The organism is uncultured Castellaniella sp., from assembly GCF_937988725.1.
Classification (GTDB): Bacteria; Pseudomonadota; Gammaproteobacteria; order Burkholderiales; family Burkholderiaceae_B; genus Castellaniella.
Window position 1 is genome coordinate 126,148 of the sequence record NZ_CALKHS010000009.1, and the last position, 20,240, is coordinate 146,387.

The following is a 20,240-nucleotide window of genomic DNA, read 5'->3' on the forward strand; positions in this document are numbered from 1 at the left end:
CCATGGCGCAGGACGTTCTCGCGGCCCGGATCCGGGGACTGAGTCACCGCTACGGCAAGACTTGCGCGCTGGAACGCATCGACTTCGACGTTCCGGCCGGCCGGATGATCGGCTTGATCGGCCCGGACGGCGTGGGCAAATCCACCTTGCTGTCGATCCTGGCCGGAGCCCGGACCATCCAGGAAGGCCGCGTCGAGGTTCTGGGCGGCGACATGGCAATGCGAGGCCACCGCAAGCGGACCTGCCCGCGCATCGCCTACATGCCGCAGGGACTGGGGAAGAACCTCTACCCGACGCTCTCGGTCGAGGAAAACCTGCAATTCTTCGCCCGCCTGTTCGGCCACGACGCCGCGGAGCGGCGCCGGCGCATCGACGACCTGACCCGCAGCACCGGCCTGCACCCGTTCCTGTCGCGCCCCGCGGGCAAGCTGTCGGGCGGCATGAGGCAGAAGCTGAGTCTGTGCTGCGCCCTGATCCACGACCCGGATCTCCTGATTCTGGACGAGCCGACGACGGGGGTGGACCCGCTGGCCCGCGCCCAGTTCTGGGACCTGATCGCCCGCATCCGCGCCGGTCATCCCGGGCGCGCAACCGGCGGCGAGCCGCGCCGATCGGGCGCCATGAGCGTCATCGTCGCCACCGCCTACATGGACGAGGCCCTGCGCTTCGACCGGCTGGTCGCCATGGACGATGGCCGCATCCTGGCCACCGGCACGCCGGCCGAACTGCTCCAGGCCACGGGCCAGGCCTCGCTGGAAGCCTCCTTCATCCACCTGCTGCCGGCCGCGCGGCGCGAGGGCTACACCCCCGTGGAAATCCCGCCCTTGCCGGTGGACGGCGAGGAAGACATCGCCATCGAGGCCCGCGATCTGACCATGCGCTTCGGCGACTTCGTGGCCGTCGATCACGTCAGCCTGCGGATCCGTCGCGGCGAGATCTTCGGCTTCCTGGGATCCAACGGCTGCGGCAAATCGACCACCATGAAGATGCTGACCGGACTGCTGCCCGCCAGCGAGGGCCGCGCCTGGCTGTTCGGCCGCGAGATCGACCCCGACGACCTGGACGTGCGCCGCCGGGTCGGATACATGTCGCAGTCCTTCTCCCTTTACGGCGAACTGACGGTGCGCCAGAACCTGTTTCTGCACGCCCGCCTGTTCCACGTCGCGCCGGAGCGCATCGACGAGCGCGTCCGCACAATGGTGGAGCGCTTCGGCCTGGGCGAGGCGCTGAACACGCTGCCCGGCAGTCTGCCGCTGGGAATCCGCCAGCGCCTGTCGCTGGCCGTGGCCATGGTGCACGAGCCCGAGCTGCTGATCCTGGACGAGCCGACTTCGGGCGTGGATCCCGTCGCCCGCGACGATTTCTGGCGGCTGCTGATCACGCTGTCGCGGCGCGACCGGGTCACGATCTTCATTTCCACCCACTTCATGAACGAGGCCGAGCGCTGCGACCGCATGTCCATGATGCATGCCGGGCGCGTGCTCGACAGCGACCGGCCCGCCGAACTGGTGCGCAAGCGCGGCGCCGGATCGCTGGAGGAGGCATTCATCGGCTACCTCCTGGAAGCCAGCGGCGAGGCTCCCGCCGCGCGGCCCGGTCAGGGCGCGGAACCCGGCGGCCGGACCGCGGCCCCGGACGCCGGCGGCCCGGCGGCGGACGCGCCCCGCATTCCGTCCTTCAGCCCTGCCCGGCTGTTCAGCACCATGCGGCGCGAATCCATGGAACTGCGCCGCGACCCGGTGCGAGGCACGCTGGCGCTGCTGGGATCCCTGGTGCTGATGTTCGTCATCGGTTTCGGCATCAGCCTGGACGTGGAGAGCCTGAGCTTCGCAGTGCAGGACCGGGACCAGAGCACCATCAGCCGCGCCTATGCCCTGAATCTGTCGGGCTCGCGCTACTTCGTCGAGCACCCCCCCATCGTCGACGATTCCGACATGGACCGGCGCATGCGCAACGGCGAACTGGCCCTGGCCATCGAAATCCCACCCGGTTTCGGACGCGATCTGCTGCACGGCCGCACGGCCGAGATCGGCGCCTGGATCGACGGCGCCATGCCCCAGCGCGCCGAAACCGTCAAAGGCTACGTCCAGGGCATGCATCAGCAATGGCTGGCGCAGCAAGCCCGGGAACGCCTGGGCGCATCCATCGCCTCGCCGGTCGACCTGCAGACGCGTTTCCGCTACAACCCGGACGTGCGCAGCCTGCCCGCCATGGTGCCGGTCGTCATCCCGCTGCTGCTGATGATGCTGCCGGCCATGCTCACCGCCCTGGCCGTGGTGCGCGAAAAGGAAATCGGGTCGATCATCAATCTGTATGTCACCCCGGTGACGCGGACGGAGTTCCTGCTGGGCAAACAGATCCCCTACATCGGGCTGGCCTTGTTGAACTTCGCAGCGATGTGCCTGCTGTCGGTCACCGTCTTCGGCGTTCCGATCAAAGGCAGCCTCGCCACTCTGGCCCTGGCCGGCCTCGTCTACTGCATCGCCTCCACCGGACTGGGGCTGCTGGCCTCCGCCATGACGCGCAGCCAGATCGCCGCCATGTTCTTCACGATGATGGCCACCCTGATCCCCGCCATCCAGTTCTCGGGCCTGCTGGACCCGGTCAGCGCCATGGAAGGCGTGGGTCTGCTCATCGGCCAGACCTACCCGGCAGCCCACATGTTCACCATCAGCCGAGGCATCTTCAACAAGGCGCTGGAACTCCAGGACCTCTGGCCCTCGATCCAGCCCCTGATGCTGTCGATCCCGCTGATCCTGGGAACGGCCATCGCCCTTCTTCGCAAACAGGACCGCTGACATGAAAAAGCATCATGCTTCCGGGACGATCTGGCGGCTGGGCATCAAGGAGCTCTGGAGCCTGTGGCGCGATCCCGTCATGCTGGCGCTGATCCTCTTTTCCTTCACCGTGTCGGTCTACACCGCCGCCACGGCCGTGCCCGAAACCCTGCATCATGTCTCCATCGCCATCGTGGACGAGGACCATTCCCCCCTGTCCCAGCGGATCACCGCGGCATTCTATCCGCCCCAGTTCATTGCGCCGGCCATGATCAGCCACGAACAGGTGGACCCGGGAATGGACATCGGCCGCTATTCCTTCGTGCTGAACATCCCGCCCGATTTCCAGCGCAACGTGCTGGCCGGACGCCAGACCGAAATCCAGATCAACGTCGACGCCACCCGCATGAGCCAGGCATTCACCGGCAACGGCAATATCCAGCAGATCGTCCAGAGCGAGATCGCGGACTTCATGCGCGGACGCAAGCAGACGGCCAGCCCGTCCGCAGACCTGGTCCTGCGCGCGCGGTTCAACCCGGCCCTGGAGAAATCCTGGTTCGGCGGCCTGATGGAGATCATCAACCAGATCACCATGCTGTCCCTGATCCTGACCGGCGCCGCCCTGATCCGCGAGCGGGAGCACGGCACCATCGAACATCTGCTGGTCATGCCCGTCACGCCGGCCCAGATCATGCTCTCCAAGGTCTGGTCCATGAGCCTGGTGGTGCTGGCCGCCGCCGCCCTGTCGCTCAACGGCGTCGTCCGCGGACTGCTGGGCGTGCCGATCGAAGGCTCGCTGCCGCTGTTCTTCGCCGGCGCGGCCCTGCACCTGTTCGCCATGACGGCCATGGGCATCTGGCTGGCCACCCTGGCGCGCAACATGCCGCAATTCGGCATGCTGATGATTCTGATCCTGCTGCCCATGCAGCTGCTTTCGGGCGGAACCACGCCGCGCGAGAGCATGCCGCTGCTGGCCCGGGATCTGATGCTGGCCGCGCCCACCACCCATTTCGTCGAACTGGGGCAGGCCATTCTGTACCGGGGCGCGGGTCTGGACGTGGTCTGGCCCTCGTTCCTGGCCCTGCTGATCATCGGTTTCCTCATGTTCCACTTGTCGCTGCGCCGCTTCCGGTCCACGATCGGCAGCATGGCCTGAGCGTCCACACCGTAGGAGTCTCCCATGTCCACATCCCGCACTGCACTCGTCACCGGCGGCACCGGCGGCCTGGGGCGAGCCATCGCCCGCGCCCTGCATGACCAGGGCCACACCGTGCTTGTGACGCACTCGCCCGGCAATGACCACGTCCGCGCGTGGCTCGACGAGCAGGCCTCCCAGGGCTATCGCTTCCAGGCTTACGGCACCGACGTGGCCGACGAAGCCGCCTGCCTGGCCATGGCCGAACGCATCCGGGCCGACGGGCATCGGGTGGACATCCTGGTGAACAATGCCGGCATCACCCGCGACGGCACCTTCCGGAAGATGCGCAAACCGGCCTGGGACAGCGTGCTGCGCACCAACCTGGATTCCATGTTCAACGTCACCCATCCCTTCGTCGACGACATGGCCGAGGCCGGGTGGGGCCGCATCGTGAACATCGCTTCGATCAATGGCAGCAAGGGCCAGTTCGGCCAGACCAACTATGCCGCCGCCAAGGCCGGCATCCACGGCTTCACCAAGTCGCTGGCTCTGGAGCTGGCGCGCAAGGGCATCACCGTCAACACGGTCTCCCCGGGCTATATGGACACGGCCATGGTCGCCGCCGTCCCCCACGATGTGCTGGAAAGCCAGATCATCTCCCAGATCCCGGTCGGTCGCCTGGGCCGCCCGGAAGAAATCGGCGCGCTGGTCGCCTTCGTCTGCAGCGACCTGGCGGCATTCATGACGGGCGCCAACCTGGCCATGAATGGCGGCCAACACATGTACTGAGGCATCCATGACTGATCTTTCCCCCGAAGACCGGCGTCCGGGCGGACTGCTCTCCCTGCTGGAGCAGGCGCGCGGACGCGGGCCGATCCGGGTGGCGGTGGTCCACTCCTGCGACGAGATCAGCCTGAGGGCCGCGCTGGACGCCCGCCGGGAAGGCTTGATCGATCCGATCCTGGTGGCGCCGCGCGCGCGCCTGGAACAGGCCGCCCGGGCGCTGGGTGTTTCGCTGGACGGCATCGAAACCAGGGACGCGCCGCACAGCCACGCCGCCGCAGGACTGGCCGTGGCGCTGGCGCGCGCCGGCCGGGTGGAGGCGCTGATGAAGGGCAGCTTGCACACCGACGAGTTGATGGGCGCGGTGGTCGCCCGCGACGGCCTGCGCACCAGCCGGCGCGCCAGCCACTGCTACCTGATGCAGACTCCGCATTATCCCCGTCCCTTCGTCATCACCGACGCCGCGATCAACATCGCCCCGACCCTGGAGCAAAAGGCCGACATCGTCCGCAACGCCATCGATCTGGCCCATGCGATCGGCGTCGATCGGCCGCGCGTGGCCATCCTGGCCGCCGTGGAGACGGTCAGCGCCGCCATGCCGGCCACCCTGGACGCGGCGGCGCTGTGCAAGATGGCCGACCGCGGCCAGATCGCCGGAGGGCTGCTCGACGGCCCGCTTGCCTTTGACAATGCCGTCTCGCCGGAGGCGGCCCTCATCAAGGGCATCCGTTCGGACGTGGCGGGACGCGCGGACATTCTCGTGGCGCCCGATCTGGAAAGCGGCAACATGCTGGCCAAGCAGCTGATGTACCTGGGCGATGCCGCCAGCGCCGGCATCGTGCTGGGCGCCCGGGTGCCCATCGTCCTGACCAGCCGGGCCGATGCCTACGCATCCCGCATCGCCTCCTGCGCCCTGGCCCTGTCGATGGCGCATCACTACCGGAGCACGCCCCCATGATCCCCGACCAGACCGCCCCTTCAGGATCGGATTTGATTCTGGTCCTGAACTGCGGATCATCGAGCATCAAGTTCGCCCTGTTCGACGCCTTGGCCGATCCACCGCCGCGCGTTCCGGCCTGGAACGGCAAGGTGCAGGGCATCGGCGGGGAGCGGCCGGACTTTGGCGAGACCGGCGTCGCGCCGTTCGCCATCCCGCTCGACTCGCGCAATCCCTACCGCGGCGCCCTGGACCTGATCCTGCGACGCGTGCGCGCCCGGATGGGAAGCCGCCGTCTGGCGGCCGTCGCCCACCGCATCGTCCACGGAGGCAGCAAGTATTTCGCGCCCGTGCGCATCGAGGCCGGCGTCCTGGAAGACCTGCGCAGCTACATTCCCCTGGCGCCGCTGCACCAGCCCTTCGCCCTGGAGGCGATCGACATCCTGCTGCGCGAGCAGCCCGGGCTTGCGCAGATCGCCTGTTTCGACACTGCCTTCCACCATACCGTCCCGCAGGTCGAGCAGATGCTGCCATTGCCCTATGCGGTCTGGGAACGGGGCCTGCGCCGCTACGGCTTTCATGGCCTGTCCTATGAATATATGTCGGTCGCCCTGCCCGAGCGCCACGGCGACCGGGCGCGCGGACGCGTCATCGCCGCCCACCTGGGCAGCGGCGCCAGCCTGTGCGCCATGCGCGATCTGCGCAGCCAGGCGACCACCATGGGATTCTCCGCCCTGGACGGCCTGATGATGGGGACGCGCCCCGGGTCTCTGGACCCCGGGGCCGTCATCTATCTGATGGAGATCGAACGGCTCAGCCTGGAGGAGGTCGGCCGGATCCTGTACCACGAGTCCGGCCTGAAAGGCGTGTCGGGAATCTCCGCCGACACGCGGGAACTGCTTGCCCGCGAGGCGGACGCGCCGCGCGCCCGGCTGGCGCTGGATCTGTACGTGCGCCGCATCGTGCGGGAAATCGGCGCGCTGACCGCCGTGCTGGGCGGGCTCGACATGCTGGTATTCACGGCCGGGGTCGGCGAGCACAGCATCGAACTGCGCCGGCGCATCTGCGAGGCGCTGGCCTGGTTGGGCGTGTCGCTGGACGCCGAAGCCAACGCGGCGCAGGCGACGACGCTTTCGAGACCCGGCAGCGCCGTCCTGGTTGCCATGGAGCCCACCAACGAGGAATGGATCGCCGCCCGGCACGCTCAAGCGCGCTGTCCGATCAGCACCCGTGCTTGAACTTGAATGTACGGTTCAACCGGACTGTGCATTGGCGCTGCGCCCCATGGTAAGATAGTAATTGATTACTATCTTTGAGAAACATGAAATGCCCGGAGCCTCTCCGAAGTATCTGCCGGCGCAAGAACGGCGCGCGGCGACCGTGCAGGCAGTCATCGAACTGGCGGCATGCCGCAATCCCGCCGACATCACCACGGCGGCCATCGCCCAGCACATGCAGCTTACGCAGGGCGCCTTGTTCCGGCATTTCCCGAACAAGGAAGCCATCTGGGACGCCGTGATGGCCTACGCCAGCGAAGAACTGCTGACGCTCATCGACACGGCCGCCGCCCGGGCAGATGGTCCGCTGGCGGCGCTGCAAGCCATGTTCGACGCGCATGTGGATTTCATCGTCGATCATCCGGGGGTGCCGCGCATCCTGTTCGCCGAGCTGCAGCACGACCGGGCCACGCCGGCGAAAGACCGCGTGCGGAGCCTGCTGGAACACTACCGCGAACGGCTGCTGCGGCATGCCCGCCAAGGCATCGACCAGGGAGAACTGCGCAGCACACTGGACCCGGACGCCCTGCCCCTGCTGTTCGTGGGCATGATCCAGGGCCTGGTGATCCAGTCCGCGCTGGCCGGAGACATCCAGCGCATGAAGCGCCAGGCGCCCGGCCTGTTCGCCTTGTTCCGCCAAGGCATAGGAGCCCGCCCATGAAGGTCCCGTCTTTCGATAGAAAGCGCGTCCTGCTGGCCGCGCTGGCCCTGACGCTGTTGGGGCTGTTCCTGTTTGTCGCCGCAAGATCCGGGCCGCTGGCCCGCATCCCGGTCACCACGGCCGACGTCCGCGAAGCTGCCATTCATCCGGTGCGCTTTGGCATCGGCACGGTCGAGGCCCGTCAGACCCACCGGATCGGCCCGACTCTGACCGGGCGGCTGCTGAGGCTGGATGTCGAAGTGGGCGATTCCGTGCATGCCGGACAGTCGTTGGGCGAGATCGACCCGGTGGATCTGGACGACCGCATCCAGGCCCAGACGGCGGCGCTGACGCGCGCGCGCATCCTGATGCAGGAATCGCGCACCCGCCAGGACCGGGCGCAGGCCCAGATGCGCCGCTACGAAACGCTGCTGAAGGCGTCGGCCACCAGCGAGGAAACCGCCAGCGACAAGCGGCATGAACTGAAGCTGGCGCAATCCGCTTTGCAAGCCGTCGCGCAGGATGTCGAACGGCTGCAGGCCGAGCTGGCCGCGCTGCAGGCCCAGCGGCGCAACCTGACGCTGATTTCGCCCATCGACGGTTTCGTGATCACGCGCGAGGCCGACCCAGGCACGACCCTGATGGCCGGACAGGCCGTGGTCCAGGTGATCGCACCCGATTCCCTCTGGATCAATGCGCGCTTCGACCAGGCCGGCCCCGCGGGGCTGACCGAAGGCCTGACAGCCCGCATCGTGCTGCGATCCCGCAATCAGGAATCGATCGCAGGACGAATCGCCCGCCTCGAACCGGTCGCCGACGCCGTCACCGAGGAACTGCTGGCCAAAATCAGCTTCAACGCGCCGCCGGCGCCGCTGCCCGCCTTGGGAGAACTGGCTGAGACCACAGTGGAATTGCCGGCCACTGCGCCAGGTCCGGTGATTTCCAATGCCGCCATCCACCACCAGAACGGCCAGCCCGGAGTCTGGCGCATCCAGGATGGCAAACCGATCTTCACCCGGATCCGCATCGGCGCCGTCGACGCCCGGGGCATGGCGCAGGTGCTGGACGGCCTGAGCGTCGGCGACACCATCATCGTCCATAGCGCAAGCCCCTTGACGGCCCGCAGCCGGCTGCGCGACACCGGCCCGGCGCCCACCGAGCCATCGACATGATCAGCCTGGCCGGACGCGACATCCTGCATGCCTGGGGAAAATTCCTGTTCACCGGCATCGGCCTGGGACTGCTGATCGGCGTCACGCTGATCATGGCGGGCGTCTACCGGGGCCTGGTGGCCGACGCGCGATCCTTGCTGGACAACAGCAGCGCCGACTTGTGGGTCGTACAGAAAGACACCCAGGGGCCATACGCCGAGAACTCCAGCCTGCCCGACGACGCCTATCGCAGCATCCTGGGACTGGAAGGCGCGGCCCAGGCGGCCAACGTCACCTACCTGACCATGCAGGCGCGCCACCGCGACCGGGATGTCCGCATCATGGTGGTCGGCGTGGCCCCGGGCACCCCGGGCGCGACCCCGGGCTGGCCGCCGCACCTGGTATCGGGCCGACAGATCGTCCTGGGCCACTACGAAGCCGTGGCGGACGTGGCGACCGGCTTCGCCTTGGGGGATCGGATCACCATTCGCCGCCACCAATACACCATCGTCGGCCAGACCCGGCGCACGGTGTCCTCCAGCGGCGATCCGATGGTCTTCATTCCCCTGAAGGACGCCCAGCAGGCGCAGTTCCAGAAAGACAACGACGCCATCCGGCAGAGCCGCCGGCGCACCTCAGCCAACCCCGCCCTGGACCTGCCCGGCAACGATTCGGCCCTGCGGGCCGTGCTGGGCAGCCAGGCGGCCAACCCCTATGTGAACGCCGTGCTGGTGACGCTGGCCCCCGGCGCCGACGCCGACGAACTGGCTGCCAGGATCCGGCGCTGGACGCGTCTGTCCGTCTATACGCGAGCCCAGATGGAAACCATTCTGGTGGATAAACTGGTCGCCTCGTCGGCACGGCAGATCGGCATGTTTCTGGCCATCCTGGCCCTGGTGAGCGCGGCCATCGTGGCGTTCATCATCTACACCCTGACCATGGACAAGATCCGCGAGATCGCCGTGCTCAAACTGATCGGCACACGCAACCGCACGATCGCCGGGATGATCCTGCAACAGGCGCTGGCCCTGGGGCTGATCGGCTTCATGGTGGGCACGATCGCGGCGACTTTTTCCGCCCCCTTCTTTCCCAAGTACGTGTTGCTGATGCCGGCGGACTTCGCCGCCGGGCTGGCGGCCATCCTGTCGATCTGCGCCCTGGCCAGCGTGGTGGCCATCCGCATCGCCCTGCGGGTCGATCCCGCCCAGGCCATTGGATGAACGTCATGAGCGAATCCGGCATCCTGATCGAAGGCTTGAGCAAACGCTACGGCCAGGGCGACACGGCCGTGCTGGCCCTGCGCGACGTCAATCTGTCGGTCGCCCCCGGCGAAGTCGTGGGTCTGATCGGTCCCTCCGGTTCAGGCAAGAGCACGCTGCTGAAATGCCTGGGCGCCGTGATCGACCCGACGGGCGGGCGCATGACCCTGGGCGGCGAACTCATCCACGACGACGGCTGGCGGGTGAGAGACCTGCGGGCTCTGCGCCGCGATCGGATCGGCTTCATTTTCCAGGCGCCCTATCTGATCCCGTTTCTGGACGCCACCGACAATGTGGCCCTGCTGCCGATGCTGGCTGGAGTGAGCACACGTGAAGCCCGCGCCCGCGCGCTGGACGTGCTGACTGCGCTGGACGTCCGCCATCGCGCGCAGGCCATGCCCGCGCAGCTGTCGGGCGGCGAACAGCAGCGGATCGCCATCGCGCGCGGCCTCGTCAACCGCCCGCCGGTCATCCTGGCCGACGAGCCGACGGCGCCGCTGGACAGCGAACGCGCCATGTCGGTCGTGCGCATCCTGAACCATATGGCGCGGCAGTACCGCACAGCCATCATCGTAGTGACGCACGACGAGAAAATCATCCCTACCTTCAAGCGGATCTACCGCATCCGCGACGGCGCCACGCACGAAGAAGCGGGCGAAGGCCGGCCATTCGACTGAACGCAGGCCCGCGGGGGGGCGAGGCGATGCGACGCGCGCCAGACGGGACATCCGGCGCAGGATATTGTCCTGGCTCAACACCCGCACGCCATGGAATGCCTATGATTTCCGCATCCCCCCATCGAGCGCGCAGCCATGTTCCTTCACAGCAACCTGCTACTGGTCATCTTCGTCCTGGGCGTCATCGCGATCTTCATCGGATTCGGATTCCGCGACCGGAACCCCGGCATCGTCTTGCTGGGCACCGGCTTTCTGATCACCCTGTTCGTCATCATCCGCAAGGCCATCGACGTCTTCGGGCCCGGGTGACGACCGTGGCCATCATGGCTGCGGGCCGGCGGGGGAATGCGCAAAACGGCCTACCCCGAATTCCACCAGCCGACCCTCGCGCCTGAGCAGAAACAAGGCGTCCAGCCCCAGGCGCCGGGCCAGCGCCGGCCCTTCGCCCGGCCCCGCCACGAGCAGCGCCGTCGCCCAGGCATCGGCATCCATGCACGCCCGCGCCAGCACCGTGACGGACGCCACCGGGTTGCGCACGGGCGCCGCGCGGCGGCCATCCATGGTGTGCGCCAGGCGTTCGCCGCCCGCCTGGACCCAGTGGCGGTAATCGCCCGACGTCGCCACGGCCAGATCGCTCAGTTCGATCACGCCGTGGGCCGCACGGCGGCCTTCCTGCGGGCTTTCCAGGGCCACGGCCCAGGGCCGGCCATCGGCCCGGCTGCCGCATGCCCTGACTTCCCCATCCAGGCTGAGCAGCGCATGACCGATACCATGATCGGCCATGACCTGGGCCATCCGGTCCACCGCATAGCCTTTGGCGATCCCGCACAGATCGAGCGTCAGGGGCGCCCGTTTGCGCGCGCGGCCTTGCGCCTGATCGACGTCCAGCCAGAGATGGGCGGGACGATGGTCGGCGGCGGCCAGCCGGATGGCGGCCGGGTCGGGCGCGTCCGTCGCCGCGCCGAATCCCCAGGCGTCGACCAGACCGCCGACGGCTGCGTCAAAAGCGCCGCCGCTCAGGGCCCCGACGTCCAGCGCGCGCGCCAGCACATCGAGCACCGCCCCGGGCAGCGTCACCCACTGTCGCGGCTCGGCCCGGTTCAGGCGCATCAGATCGCTGTCCGGCTTCCAGGGGGACATCTGCGCATCCACCAGATCCACCGCCCGGGCCAGATCGCGCGACAGTGCTTCATGATCGAAGCCCGGCGGCGCCTGGTAGCGGGCCGACCAGCGCGTCCCCATGGTCGGGCCGCTCAGGGTCGATCCGGCCGCCGGATCAGAATACATCTTCGGCATAGCGCCCCCCTTCCCGCAGCTTGCGCACATCCAGGCCAAGCGGCGCCAGGATCTCGTTCAGCGCCTCGGCGACGCCGGCCGCCATGGGCCGGCTGCCGCAGATCCGCAGCACGGCGCCCGCGCCGATCAGCGTCCGCAGGCGATCCGCGTCGCGGCGCAAGGCATCCTGCACATAACCGCCGCCGTCCTTGATTCTGGAAAACGCGGTGTGCAGCGCCGACAGCCGGCCTTCATCCAGCCAGCGGCGAATGGCGGCGCCAAAATAGAAGTCCTGGTCCGGATTGCGCGCCCCGAAATACAGGAACATGGGCGCCTTGCGGACATTGCCGCGGATGAAACCCGCCAGAGGGGCTACGCCGGTGCCCGCGCCGATCAGTACGACAGGGTGGCGCGAGGCATCCAGGATGAAGCCGGGATTGGGCTTGATGAAGGCCTGGACGCGGTCGCCGGGCTTCAGGCCATACAGAAAGCCGGAACAGACGCCACCCGGCATCCGCCGCACGCAGATCTCCAGGAAACCATCGCGAAACCCCGACGCCAGGGAATAATATCTGGGCACCGGACTGCCGGGCGGCACGATGCCCACCAGATCGCCCGCCTTGAAACGCGGCATGCCCCGGCCCAGCAAGCGCGCCACCGGGCCGCTGTCCGGCCAGCGAAAGCGCAGGATCGTGGCGGGGCCATCCGGACCGCCCGCATAGTCCTGCCGCTCCGCCAGATCCAGAGCCAGGGTCGCGGGAACGCACGGCACATAGCCCAATGCCAATGCCTCGCCCAAGGCGCCGGACAAGGCGGCGCCCCAGCGGTCGAACTGCTGCGCCGACTGCTGGTGGATACATTCCAGCGGCAGGGTCCGCGGCCAGCCGGCGGCCCGCAGGGCCAGGTCCAGCGCTTCGGCGTAACCGCAGAAGGCCGGAAACTGGCGGTCGCCGAAACCGAGCACCGACACCGGAACCCCGGCGGCCGCCTGATCGGCGATCCGGTCCAATGCCCCGGCGGCATGCGCCGGCGCCTGGCCATCTCCGTAAGTCGCCGCCAGGATGAACACCTGGCGGGCGGACTCGGGCACTTGGAACTGCTCCAGCGGCGCGGTATGGACCCGGTGGCCATTGCGCGCCAGCGCGTCGTGCAGGGCTTTGGCGAAGCCCCAGGTCGCGCCGCCCTCGCTGGCCACGAAGATCAGCATATCGGCCCGCCGCGCGGGACTGTTGTCCGTCAGCCGCGGAACGCGGCCCCGGCCCTGGCGCCAGATCAGGAATCCGGAGATCCAGAAGAGCGGCAGGCACAGGCCGGCCAGCCCCAGGACCAGCGCCCAGGCCCACAGCCCCTGGCCGGTATGCAGGGCATAGACCCAGTCATAGATCACGCGGGCGGCGGAGGCCGGCTGCCAGAGCAGCACACGGCCGCTGCGCCGGTCGATCCAGCCGTCGCCGGCATCGGTGGCCACGCGCCAGACGTCCTCAGGATCGTCCGGCGCGGGGAAGTTCAGCTTGCGCAGACCATCGACCGAGAGCGCCTGCAGCAACGGCAAGGCTTCCACTGCCCGATCCGGCTGTTCGCCGGGAACGGACACGGCATCCGGCTCCACGGCCGAGTCGGCCTGGATCAGGCTGAAGGTCGTTGCGCTCATGTAAAGCGCGGTCAGCGACGACAATGCCAGAATCAAAGCCAGAACGCGACCGCTGACCCCATGGATGCGCTGGGCCGGCGTCCCGCGGACTTTCCCGAAGACGAGATGGCGCCATCCGCCCAGCCGGCGGGCCAGCATCAGGGTCCCGGACAGCGTCAGCAGCAGCATGGCCAACGCGACCCCGGCCGCGCCCAGGCGGCCCGGATCGTCCAGCATGAAGGAACGGTGCAGATTGCGCACCCAGCGTTCAACGGCGGACGCCCGGTAATCGCCCAGCGCCTGGCCGCTGGCCGGATCCACCCGGCTGGCGCGCGCCTGGCCGCCGTCGAAGGAATAGACGACGACATCCCCCGAAGGCAGACGGCGGATCTCCTCGATTCCCGGAATCCGCTGCGCCGCCCGCTGCGCCAGGATCGCCACCGGCAGGCCGGGTTCGGCCTGGACGGCCCGCCAGGTGTCGCGCACCGGAAAGAAGGCCAGGATCAGACCGGTGATCCCGGCCAGCAGCGCCAGGGCTCCGGCCCACAGCCCCAGCCAGCGATGAATCCGCCGCCATTGCATGATGATTACCGCGCCTGGTAGGAAAAGGACTGGATGAACCGACGCCCTCCGACGGGCTGCCCGGTGCCGGCCGACGTCAGCGGAACGCGGATTTCGGACGGACTGTCGCGCATGTCCTCCACAGCGGCATCGACATGGATCTCGTAGCCGGCGTCAAACAGCGCATCGGCCAGATCGGCCGTCACTTTCAAGGTCCGGCCCGCTCCCACGCTGGCGCCGGTGACGCCGTCGAGCCGCGCCGCGTCTCCCGCCGACAGCCGATTCCAGTCGCTCAGGTGCTTGTGGTATTTGGCCTTGCCGCCGGCTACCCACAGAGTGCCGGCATAGGCGCCTTTGGCATCGGTCAGGTAGACCGCCAGATAGGCGCCGTCGCCGCCATAGTTCTTCAAGGTGGTGGACAAAGTCACCGTGCGGCTCTGCGCCAGCACGGGAACGGCCAGGGTGGTGGCGGCCAGCAGGGCCGCAATCGAGAAGGTCTTCATGGAATGTGCTCCTGTGGAAGTGTCGGCCGAAGGCTGCGTCATTCGATCCGGGCGCCGCCGACGGATATCGGCCCGGAGGCCTGGCCGGCCGGGACGACGGGTGCCGCGCCTGGTGTTGCGTTGGAGGATTGATCGCGGGCGCGCTCACGTTCCCGATCGCGATCGTGGTCGCGGTCACGGCGGCGTTCGCGATCCCCATGGTCGCGATACTTGATCTCCATGACTTTCAACGTTTCGGGATCCAGCTTGGCCTTGAAGGCGCGTCCCTGAGCATCTTCGCCCCGGACTTCGTAGCAGCCGTCGTCGATCTTCACGCGCTGCAGATCCCAGCCTTGCCGCGCGGCCCACTGATGGACGGCGCCCCGTGTCTGCCAGCGATCGACGGGCACGTCGCAATCGTCGTCGGCCAGGGCCGGCGCGGCGGCCAGGCCCAAAGACGCGGCCAGCAGGCAGGCGCCCAGCCGGTTCAGGTGTTTCTTCATGATGAGTCCCCCTACGCGGGCCGCCAGGCGGCGACCCTTCACGATCATGGTAGGCAGGGGAACATTGACGCCAGATGAACGCGGGCGTGGCGCGCGCGTCCATATGCGGAAGCTTTGACATCCGTCAAATGCGCCGCATGAGCAATGGCGCGGACGCGGTCCCGATGGATTCGCGGACCTCGGCGGCTCGCCGGCGCCGAACGGCGCGGCGAGCCGGCCAGCGACCCATCAGACCACGCCGCGCGCCCGCAAGGCCCGGACTTCTTCCGGCGCCAGCCCCAGGACTCCGGTCAGCACATCAGCCGTGTGCGCCCCCAGCGGGGGCGGCGGCAGGCGATAATCCACCGGCGTGTCCGACAAGCGGATCGGGCTGGCCACCAGCGGCACCGTGCCGGCTTCCGGATGGGACATCTCGATGCGCAGGCCGCGCGCGCGCACCTGGGCATCGTCGAACACCTGTTCCATGGCGTTGATCGGCCCGCAGGGCACGGCCCGGGATTCCAGCGCTTCGACCCATTGGGCCGTCGTCCGCGCCGTGGTCAGATGACGCAGGATCGGGATCAGCGCGTCCCGATGCTCCACCCGCGCCCGATTGGTGGCGAAGCGGGCGTCGGCGGCCAGGTCCGGCCGGCCGGCTTCCTCGCAGAAACGCGCGAACTGGCCGTCGTTGCCGATGGCCAGGATCATGTAGCCATCCGCCGTGGGGAAATCCTGGTAGGGCACGATGCTGGGGTGGGCATTGCCCAGCCGCCCCGGACTGCGGCCCGTGGCCAGGTAGTTCATGGCCTGGTTGGCCAGGCAGGCGACCTGCACGTCCAGCAGGGCCATGTCCACGTGCTGGCCCTGGCCGGTGCGTTCCCGGGCGGCCAGGGCGGCCTGGATGGCGTTGGCCGCATACAGGCCGGTCAGGATGTCGGTCAGGGCCACCCCGACCTTCATGGGGCCGCCGCCCGGCTGGTCGTCGGGCCGGCCGGTGACGCTCATCAGGCCGCCCAGCCCCTGGATCAGGAAGTCGTAGCCCGCGCGGGCGGCATACGGGCCGGTTTGCCCGAACCCCGTGATGGAGCAATACACCAGGCGCGGATTGACGGTCTTCAAGCTGTCGTAATCCAGGCCGTAGCGGGCCAGGCCGCCCGCCTTGAAGTTCTCCACCAGCACGTCCGATTGGCGCGCCAGCTGGCGGATCAGGTCCTGGCCCTCCGGGCTGGCCATATCCACCGTGACGGAACGCTTGTTGCGATTGGCGCACAGATAATAGGCCGCGACCCGGGATTCCCGCCCCTGTTCGTCCGGCATCCAGGGCGGCCCCCAGCCGCGCGTGTCGTCCCCGGCGTCGGGACGTTCGATCTTGATGACGTCGGCCCCCAGATCGCCCAGGATCTGAGTCGCCCAGGGGCCGGCCAGCACCCGCGACAGGTCCAGGACCCGGATGTGCGACAGCGCGCCGGCGCGCGCCGGCCGCGCACCGGTCGCCGCCGCGCCTTCGGACGGCTGCCCGTCCGCCGTGTTTCCAGCCGTCTCCCGCGTCATGAATCGCCCCTTCAGTTTGCGAAAGCGGCGATGCCGGTGATGGCGCGCCCCAGGATCAGCGCGTGCACGTCGTGCGTGCCTTCGTAGGTGTTCACCACTTCCAGGTTGACCAGGTGGCGGGCGATGCAGAATTCGTCGGAAATGCCGTTGCCGCCCAGCATGTCGCGGGCCGTGCGGGCGATGTCCAGCGCCTTGCCGCAGGAATTGCGCTTGATGATGGAAGTGATTTCCACCGGCGCCGCGCCTTCGTCCTTCAGGCGGCCCACGCGCAGCACGGCCTGCAGGCCCAGCGTGATTTCCGTCAGCATGTCGGCCAGCTTCTTCTGGATCAGCTGGTTGGCGGCCAGCGGCCGGCCGAACTGCTTGCGGTCCAGCACGTACTGGCGGGCGGTTTCATAGCAGGCCTCGGCCGCGCCCAGTGCGCCCCAGGCGATGCCGTAGCGGGCGGAATTCAGGCAGGTGAAGGGACCCTTCAGGCCGCGCACGGCCGGGAAGGCGTTTTCCTCGGGGACGAAGACCTCATCCAGCACGATCTCGCCGGTGATCGAGGCCCGCAGACCGACCTTGCCGTGGATGGCCGGCGCCGACAGGCCCTTCCAGCCCTTTTCCAGGATGAAGCCGCGGATGTCGCCCGCCTCGTCCTTGGCCCAGACGACGAACACGTCGGCGATCGGGCTGTTGGTGATCCAGGTCTTGGCGCCGCTCAGGCTGTAGCCGCCCTGCACCTTCCTGGCGCGGGTGACCATGGAGCCCGGGTCCGAGCCGTGGTCCGGTTCGGTCAGGCCGAAACAGCCGATCCATTCGCCGCTGGCCAGCTTGGGCAAGTACTTTTCCTTCTGGGCCGTCGTGCCGAAGGCATTGATGGGCACCATGACCAGTGAGCTTTGCACACTCATCATCGAGCGGTAGCCGGAATCCACGCGCTCGACCTCGCGGGCGATCAGGCCGTAGCAGACGTAATTCAGGCCGGCGCCGCCGTATTCCTCCGGAATCGTCGCGCCCAGCAGGCCCAGTTCGCCCATTTCGCGGAAAATGGCGGTGTCCGCCTTTTCGTGGCGGAAGGCGTCCTGCACGCGCGGCAGCAGGCGGTCCTGGCAGTAGGCGCGCGCCGCATCGCGCACCATGCGTTCCGTATCGGTCAGCTGCTGGTCCAGCAGCAGGGGGTCAAGCCATTGGAACTGGGGGCGGGACGAGGACATGCGCAGGCTCCTGAAGGATCAAAGTGATGATTTCGCATGCTAACGATACCGTGACGGCGGGGCAAACGATATAAACTGATGTATCTGTGATTTTTATTCACTCGATATCCGCACTGCCATGCGCAAACGTCTGCCCAGCACCACCGCGCTGCAGGCCTTCGAGGCCGCCGCCCGCCACCAGAGCTTCACCCATGCCGCGCAGGAGCTGTCCCTGACCCAGGGGGCGATCTGCCGCCAGATCGCCACCCTGGAAGCCTTCGTCGGCGTGCCGCTGTTCGACCGGGTCCGGCGCGGCGTACGCCTGACCGACGCGGGCGAACGCTACGGCCGGCTGGTGCGCCGCCAGCTCGACGCCATCGAACGCGACACCCTGGCGATCATGGCGCACCAGGGCGGCGGCGTGGTGGACCTGGCGGTCGTGCCGACCTTCGCCACCCGCTGGCTGCTGCCCAGGCTGGCCGGCGCCCAAGGCGGCGGCCCCGGCCTGCAGGTGAACATGACCACGCGCACCCGGCCCTTCCTGTTCGACGACACGGAATTCGACGCCGCCATCTATTCCGGCGACCCCGGCTGGCCCGGGACCCGGGCCTACTTCCTGATGCGCGAAAATCCCGTGCCGGTCTGCAGCCCCCGGCTGGCGGACGGCCCGCTGGACGCCGCCGCGATCGCCGCCCTGCCCCTGCTGCAGCAGAGCACCCGCCCCACCGCCTGGCGCGACTGGTTCGCCTCGGCCGGCGTCAACGCCCCCGCCGACATGGCCGGCATGCGGCTGGAACTGTTTTCCATGCTGTCCCAGGCGGCAGCCGACGGACTGGGCGTGGCGCTGATCCCGCCCTTCCTGATCCAGCGGGAGCTGGACCAGGGCGAACTGCGCATCCTGAACCCGCACAGCGGGCCGGTGCAGCGGGCCTTCCACCTGATCGTGCCGGAACGCAAGACCGCCCTGCCCGCCCTGGTTCAGTTCCGGGACTGGCTGGTGGAGCAGGCCCGTCCCGGCGGCCCGGACCCGCAGGGCGTTTCGGCCCGGTCGGACGGCGCTACCGCAAGGCGCGCGCCGCTTCGTCCAGAGACTGCGTGAAACGGTCCGCCAGCAGATTGACCTGGGCCTCGGTGATGATCAGGGGGGGGCAGAACGCCACGCTGTCCTGGATGCCGCGCAGGATCAGCCCGTTGTCCTGGGCCTGGCGCACGACCAAGGCCCCGGCCTTGCCCAGGGGGTCGAAGGGTGTGCGGCCCGCCTTGTCGGCGACCAGTTCGACCGCCGCGATCAGCCCGACGCCCCGCACCTCGCCCACCAGGGGGTGGCCGGACAGTTCCCGCAGCCGGCGCTGCAGCACGGCCCCCACGGCGGCGGCATTGTCCACCAGGCCGCGCTCCTCGATGATGCGGATATTCTCGAGCGCCACCGCCGTGGCCACCGGGTGGCCGCTGGCGGTGTAGCCGTGTCCGAAGCTGCCCAGTTCGCCGCTGTGGCGGATCAGGACCGAGGCGACCCGCTCGTTCATCAGCACCGCCGCCAGCGGCTGGTAGGAGGACGTCAGCTGCTTGGACAGGGTCATGAAATCGGGCTCGATGCCGAACAGGTCCGACGCGAACAGATGCCCGGTGCGCCCGAAGCCGGTGATGACCTCGTCGGCGATCACCAGCACATCGTATTTGCGGCAGACCGCCTGCATCTTCGGCCAGTACGCCGCCGGGGGGACGATCACGCCGCCCGCGCCCATGACCGGTTCGCCGATGAAGGCCGCCACCGTGTCCGGGCCTTCCTTCAGGATCAGGGCTTCCAGTTCGGCCGCCAGGCGGTCGCCGAATTCGGCCTCGGTCTCGCCGGGCCGGCCTTCGCGGTACCAATGAGGGCAGCGCACATGATGAATGCGGGGCAGCGGCAGATCGAAGCTGCGGTGATTGCCCGCCAGCCCCGTCAGGCTGGCCGAGGCCACGGTCACGCCGTGATAGCCGCGCTCGCGGGCGATGATTTTCTTCTTGTCGGGGCGGCCCAGCGCGTTGTTGTAGTACCAGACCATCTTGACGATGGTGTCGTTGGCTTCCGAGCCGGAATTGGTGAAGAAGGCCTGGGACATGCGCCCGCCGGTCAGTCCGATCAGCTTTTCCGCCAGCTCGATCGAGGGCACGTTCGATTTCTGGCTGAACGTGTGATAGAAGGGCAGGTTCTGCATCTGTCGATAGGCCGCCTCGGCCAGCCGGGGTTCGCTGAACCCCACCGCCACGCTCCACAGTCCCGCCATGCCCTCGATGTACTGCCTGCCCTCGGTATCGTGGACGTAGATCCCCTCGCCGCGCGCCATGATGCAGGGGCCTTCCTCGCGCAGGCGCTGGGCGTTGGTATAGGAGTGGAGCTGATAGGTCACATCGCTGTGAGCCAGGCTGTCGGATGCGTTCATGGCGGAATCCCTTTTGGGC

17 protein-coding genes and 1 pseudogene are annotated in these 20,240 nt (G+C 68.4%); 11 read left to right on the top strand and 7 right to left on the bottom strand.

The annotated features are described in order from the left end of the window. The first annotated feature begins 2 nt into the window (after positions 1–2). From rbbA to Q0263_RS08145, 10 genes and pseudogenes are all read left to right on the top strand, one after another. Complete coding sequence (gene rbbA, locus Q0263_RS08100; protein WP_298015155.1) at positions 3–2,798, top strand: ribosome-associated ATPase/putative transporter RbbA; 2,796 nt, start codon at positions 3–5, stop codon at positions 2,796–2,798. Position 2,799: 1 nt separating this feature from the next. After that, positions 2,800–3,933, top strand: coding sequence for an ABC transporter permease (locus Q0263_RS08105; protein ID WP_298015157.1), 1,134 nt, complete (start codon positions 2,800–2,802; stop codon positions 3,931–3,933). A 24-nt stretch (positions 3,934–3,957) separates the two neighbouring features. Continuing rightward, positions 3,958–4,704 (top strand): acetoacetyl-CoA reductase, encoded by a 747-nt coding sequence (phbB, locus tag Q0263_RS08110; RefSeq protein WP_298015159.1) that lies wholly within the window; start codon positions 3,958–3,960, stop codon positions 4,702–4,704. A 55-nt stretch (positions 4,705–4,759) separates the two neighbouring features. Continuing rightward, positions 4,760–5,656, top strand: a pseudogene (locus Q0263_RS08115) (bifunctional enoyl-CoA hydratase/phosphate acetyltransferase); the annotation flags it as partial. Then, a complete protein-coding gene (locus Q0263_RS08120) occupies positions 5,653–6,873 on the top strand; it encodes an acetate/propionate family kinase (RefSeq protein ID WP_298015161.1) in 1,221 nt (406 codons plus the stop codon). The pseudogene Q0263_RS08115 and the gene Q0263_RS08120, both read left to right, overlap by 4 nt. A gap of 88 nt (positions 6,874–6,961) precedes the next feature. Further along, positions 6,962–7,573, top strand: a complete 612-nt coding sequence (locus tag Q0263_RS08125) for a TetR/AcrR family transcriptional regulator (protein ID WP_298015163.1) — start codon at positions 6,962–6,964, stop codon at positions 7,571–7,573. Then, complete coding sequence (locus tag Q0263_RS08130) at positions 7,570–8,724, top strand: efflux RND transporter periplasmic adaptor subunit (RefSeq protein ID WP_298015165.1); 1,155 nt, start codon at positions 7,570–7,572, stop codon at positions 8,722–8,724. Before Q0263_RS08125 ends, Q0263_RS08130 begins: the two co-directional genes overlap by 4 nt. Next, a complete protein-coding gene (locus Q0263_RS08135) occupies positions 8,721–9,923 on the top strand; it encodes an ABC transporter permease (protein WP_298015167.1) in 1,203 nt (400 codons plus the stop codon). Before Q0263_RS08130 ends, Q0263_RS08135 begins: the two co-directional genes overlap by 4 nt. 5 nt (positions 9,924–9,928) lie before the next feature. Beyond that, positions 9,929–10,639: an ABC transporter ATP-binding protein gene (locus Q0263_RS08140; RefSeq protein WP_298015169.1), complete on the top strand. Its 711-nt coding sequence runs from the start codon at positions 9,929–9,931 to the stop codon at positions 10,637–10,639. A gap of 135 nt (positions 10,640–10,774) precedes the next feature. Further along, positions 10,775–10,948, top strand: a complete 174-nt coding sequence (locus tag Q0263_RS08145; RefSeq protein ID WP_298015171.1) for a hypothetical protein — start codon at positions 10,775–10,777, stop codon at positions 10,946–10,948. Positions 10,949–10,960: 12 nt separating this feature from the next. Here the strand turns inward: Q0263_RS08145 and Q0263_RS08150 are convergent, their stop codons facing one another. The 6 genes from Q0263_RS08150 to Q0263_RS08175 all read right to left on the bottom strand — a co-directional run bounded on the left by Q0263_RS08150 (position 10,961) and on the right by Q0263_RS08175 (position 17,819). Beyond that, positions 10,961–11,935, bottom strand: coding sequence for an FAD:protein FMN transferase (locus tag Q0263_RS08150; RefSeq protein ID WP_298015172.1), 975 nt, complete (start codon positions 11,933–11,935; stop codon positions 10,961–10,963). After that, on the bottom strand, positions 11,916–14,126 hold the full coding sequence (locus Q0263_RS08155) for a PepSY domain-containing protein (protein WP_298015174.1): 2,211 nt from the start codon (positions 14,124–14,126) through the stop codon (positions 11,916–11,918). Before Q0263_RS08155 ends, Q0263_RS08150 begins: the two co-directional genes overlap by 20 nt. 5 nt (positions 14,127–14,131) lie before the next feature. After that, positions 14,132–14,608, bottom strand: coding sequence for a DUF2271 domain-containing protein (locus tag Q0263_RS08160; RefSeq protein WP_298015175.1), 477 nt, complete (start codon positions 14,606–14,608; stop codon positions 14,132–14,134). A gap of 38 nt (positions 14,609–14,646) precedes the next feature. Beyond that, positions 14,647–15,090, bottom strand: coding sequence for a PepSY domain-containing protein (locus Q0263_RS08165; RefSeq protein WP_298015177.1), 444 nt, complete (start codon positions 15,088–15,090; stop codon positions 14,647–14,649). Positions 15,091–15,318: 228 nt separating this feature from the next. Further along, positions 15,319–16,620 (bottom strand): CaiB/BaiF CoA-transferase family protein, encoded by a 1,302-nt coding sequence (locus Q0263_RS08170; RefSeq protein WP_298015179.1) that lies wholly within the window; start codon positions 16,618–16,620, stop codon positions 15,319–15,321. A gap of 11 nt (positions 16,621–16,631) precedes the next feature. Next, positions 16,632–17,819, bottom strand: a complete 1,188-nt coding sequence (locus Q0263_RS08175; protein ID WP_298015181.1) for an acyl-CoA dehydrogenase — start codon at positions 17,817–17,819, stop codon at positions 16,632–16,634. Positions 17,820–17,937: 118 nt separating this feature from the next. On the opposite strand from Q0263_RS08175, the gene Q0263_RS08180 reads away from it, so the two are divergent. Continuing rightward, positions 17,938–18,897, top strand: coding sequence for a LysR substrate-binding domain-containing protein (locus tag Q0263_RS08180; protein WP_298015183.1), 960 nt, complete (start codon positions 17,938–17,940; stop codon positions 18,895–18,897). Here the strand turns inward: Q0263_RS08180 and Q0263_RS08185 are convergent. Further along, positions 18,857–20,221, bottom strand: a complete 1,365-nt coding sequence (locus Q0263_RS08185; RefSeq protein WP_298015185.1) for an aspartate aminotransferase family protein — start codon at positions 20,219–20,221, stop codon at positions 18,857–18,859. The two genes, Q0263_RS08180 and Q0263_RS08185, sit on opposite strands and share 41 nt — an antisense overlap. Positions 20,222–20,240: the final 19 nt, after the last annotated feature.

What these genes read in the sequence shown, in the direction of transcription:
- rbbA (WP_298015155.1), top strand. Translation starts at nt 3, where the DNA reads ATGGCGCAGGACGTTCTCGCGGCCCGGATCCGGGGACTGAGTCACCGC.
- Q0263_RS08105 (WP_298015157.1), top strand. Translation starts at nt 2,800, where the DNA reads ATGAAAAAGCATCATGCTTCCGGGACGATCTGGCGGCTGGGCATCAAG.
- phbB (WP_298015159.1), top strand. Translation starts at nt 3,958, where the DNA reads ATGTCCACATCCCGCACTGCACTCGTCACCGGCGGCACCGGCGGCCTG.
- Q0263_RS08120 (WP_298015161.1), top strand. Translation starts at nt 5,653, where the DNA reads ATGATCCCCGACCAGACCGCCCCTTCAGGATCGGATTTGATTCTGGTC.
- Q0263_RS08125 (WP_298015163.1), top strand. Translation starts at nt 6,962, where the DNA reads ATGCCCGGAGCCTCTCCGAAGTATCTGCCGGCGCAAGAACGGCGCGCG.
- Q0263_RS08130 (WP_298015165.1), top strand. Translation starts at nt 7,570, where the DNA reads ATGAAGGTCCCGTCTTTCGATAGAAAGCGCGTCCTGCTGGCCGCGCTG.
- Q0263_RS08135 (WP_298015167.1), top strand. Translation starts at nt 8,721, where the DNA reads ATGATCAGCCTGGCCGGACGCGACATCCTGCATGCCTGGGGAAAATTC.
- Q0263_RS08140 (WP_298015169.1), top strand. Translation starts at nt 9,929, where the DNA reads ATGAGCGAATCCGGCATCCTGATCGAAGGCTTGAGCAAACGCTACGGC.
- Q0263_RS08145 (WP_298015171.1), top strand. Translation starts at nt 10,775, where the DNA reads ATGTTCCTTCACAGCAACCTGCTACTGGTCATCTTCGTCCTGGGCGTC.
- Q0263_RS08150 (WP_298015172.1), bottom strand. Translation starts at nt 11,935, where the DNA reads ATGCCGAAGATGTATTCTGATCCGGCGGCCGGATCGACCCTGAGCGGC.
- Q0263_RS08155 (WP_298015174.1), bottom strand. Translation starts at nt 14,126, where the DNA reads ATGCAATGGCGGCGGATTCATCGCTGGCTGGGGCTGTGGGCCGGAGCC.
- Q0263_RS08160 (WP_298015175.1), bottom strand. Translation starts at nt 14,608, where the DNA reads ATGAAGACCTTCTCGATTGCGGCCCTGCTGGCCGCCACCACCCTGGCC.
- Q0263_RS08165 (WP_298015177.1), bottom strand. Translation starts at nt 15,090, where the DNA reads ATGAAGAAACACCTGAACCGGCTGGGCGCCTGCCTGCTGGCCGCGTCT.
- Q0263_RS08170 (WP_298015179.1), bottom strand. Translation starts at nt 16,620, where the DNA reads ATGACGCGGGAGACGGCTGGAAACACGGCGGACGGGCAGCCGTCCGAA.
- Q0263_RS08175 (WP_298015181.1), bottom strand. Translation starts at nt 17,819, where the DNA reads ATGTCCTCGTCCCGCCCCCAGTTCCAATGGCTTGACCCCCTGCTGCTG.
- Q0263_RS08180 (WP_298015183.1), top strand. Translation starts at nt 17,938, where the DNA reads ATGCGCAAACGTCTGCCCAGCACCACCGCGCTGCAGGCCTTCGAGGCC.
- Q0263_RS08185 (WP_298015185.1), bottom strand. Translation starts at nt 20,221, where the DNA reads ATGAACGCATCCGACAGCCTGGCTCACAGCGATGTGACCTATCAGCTC.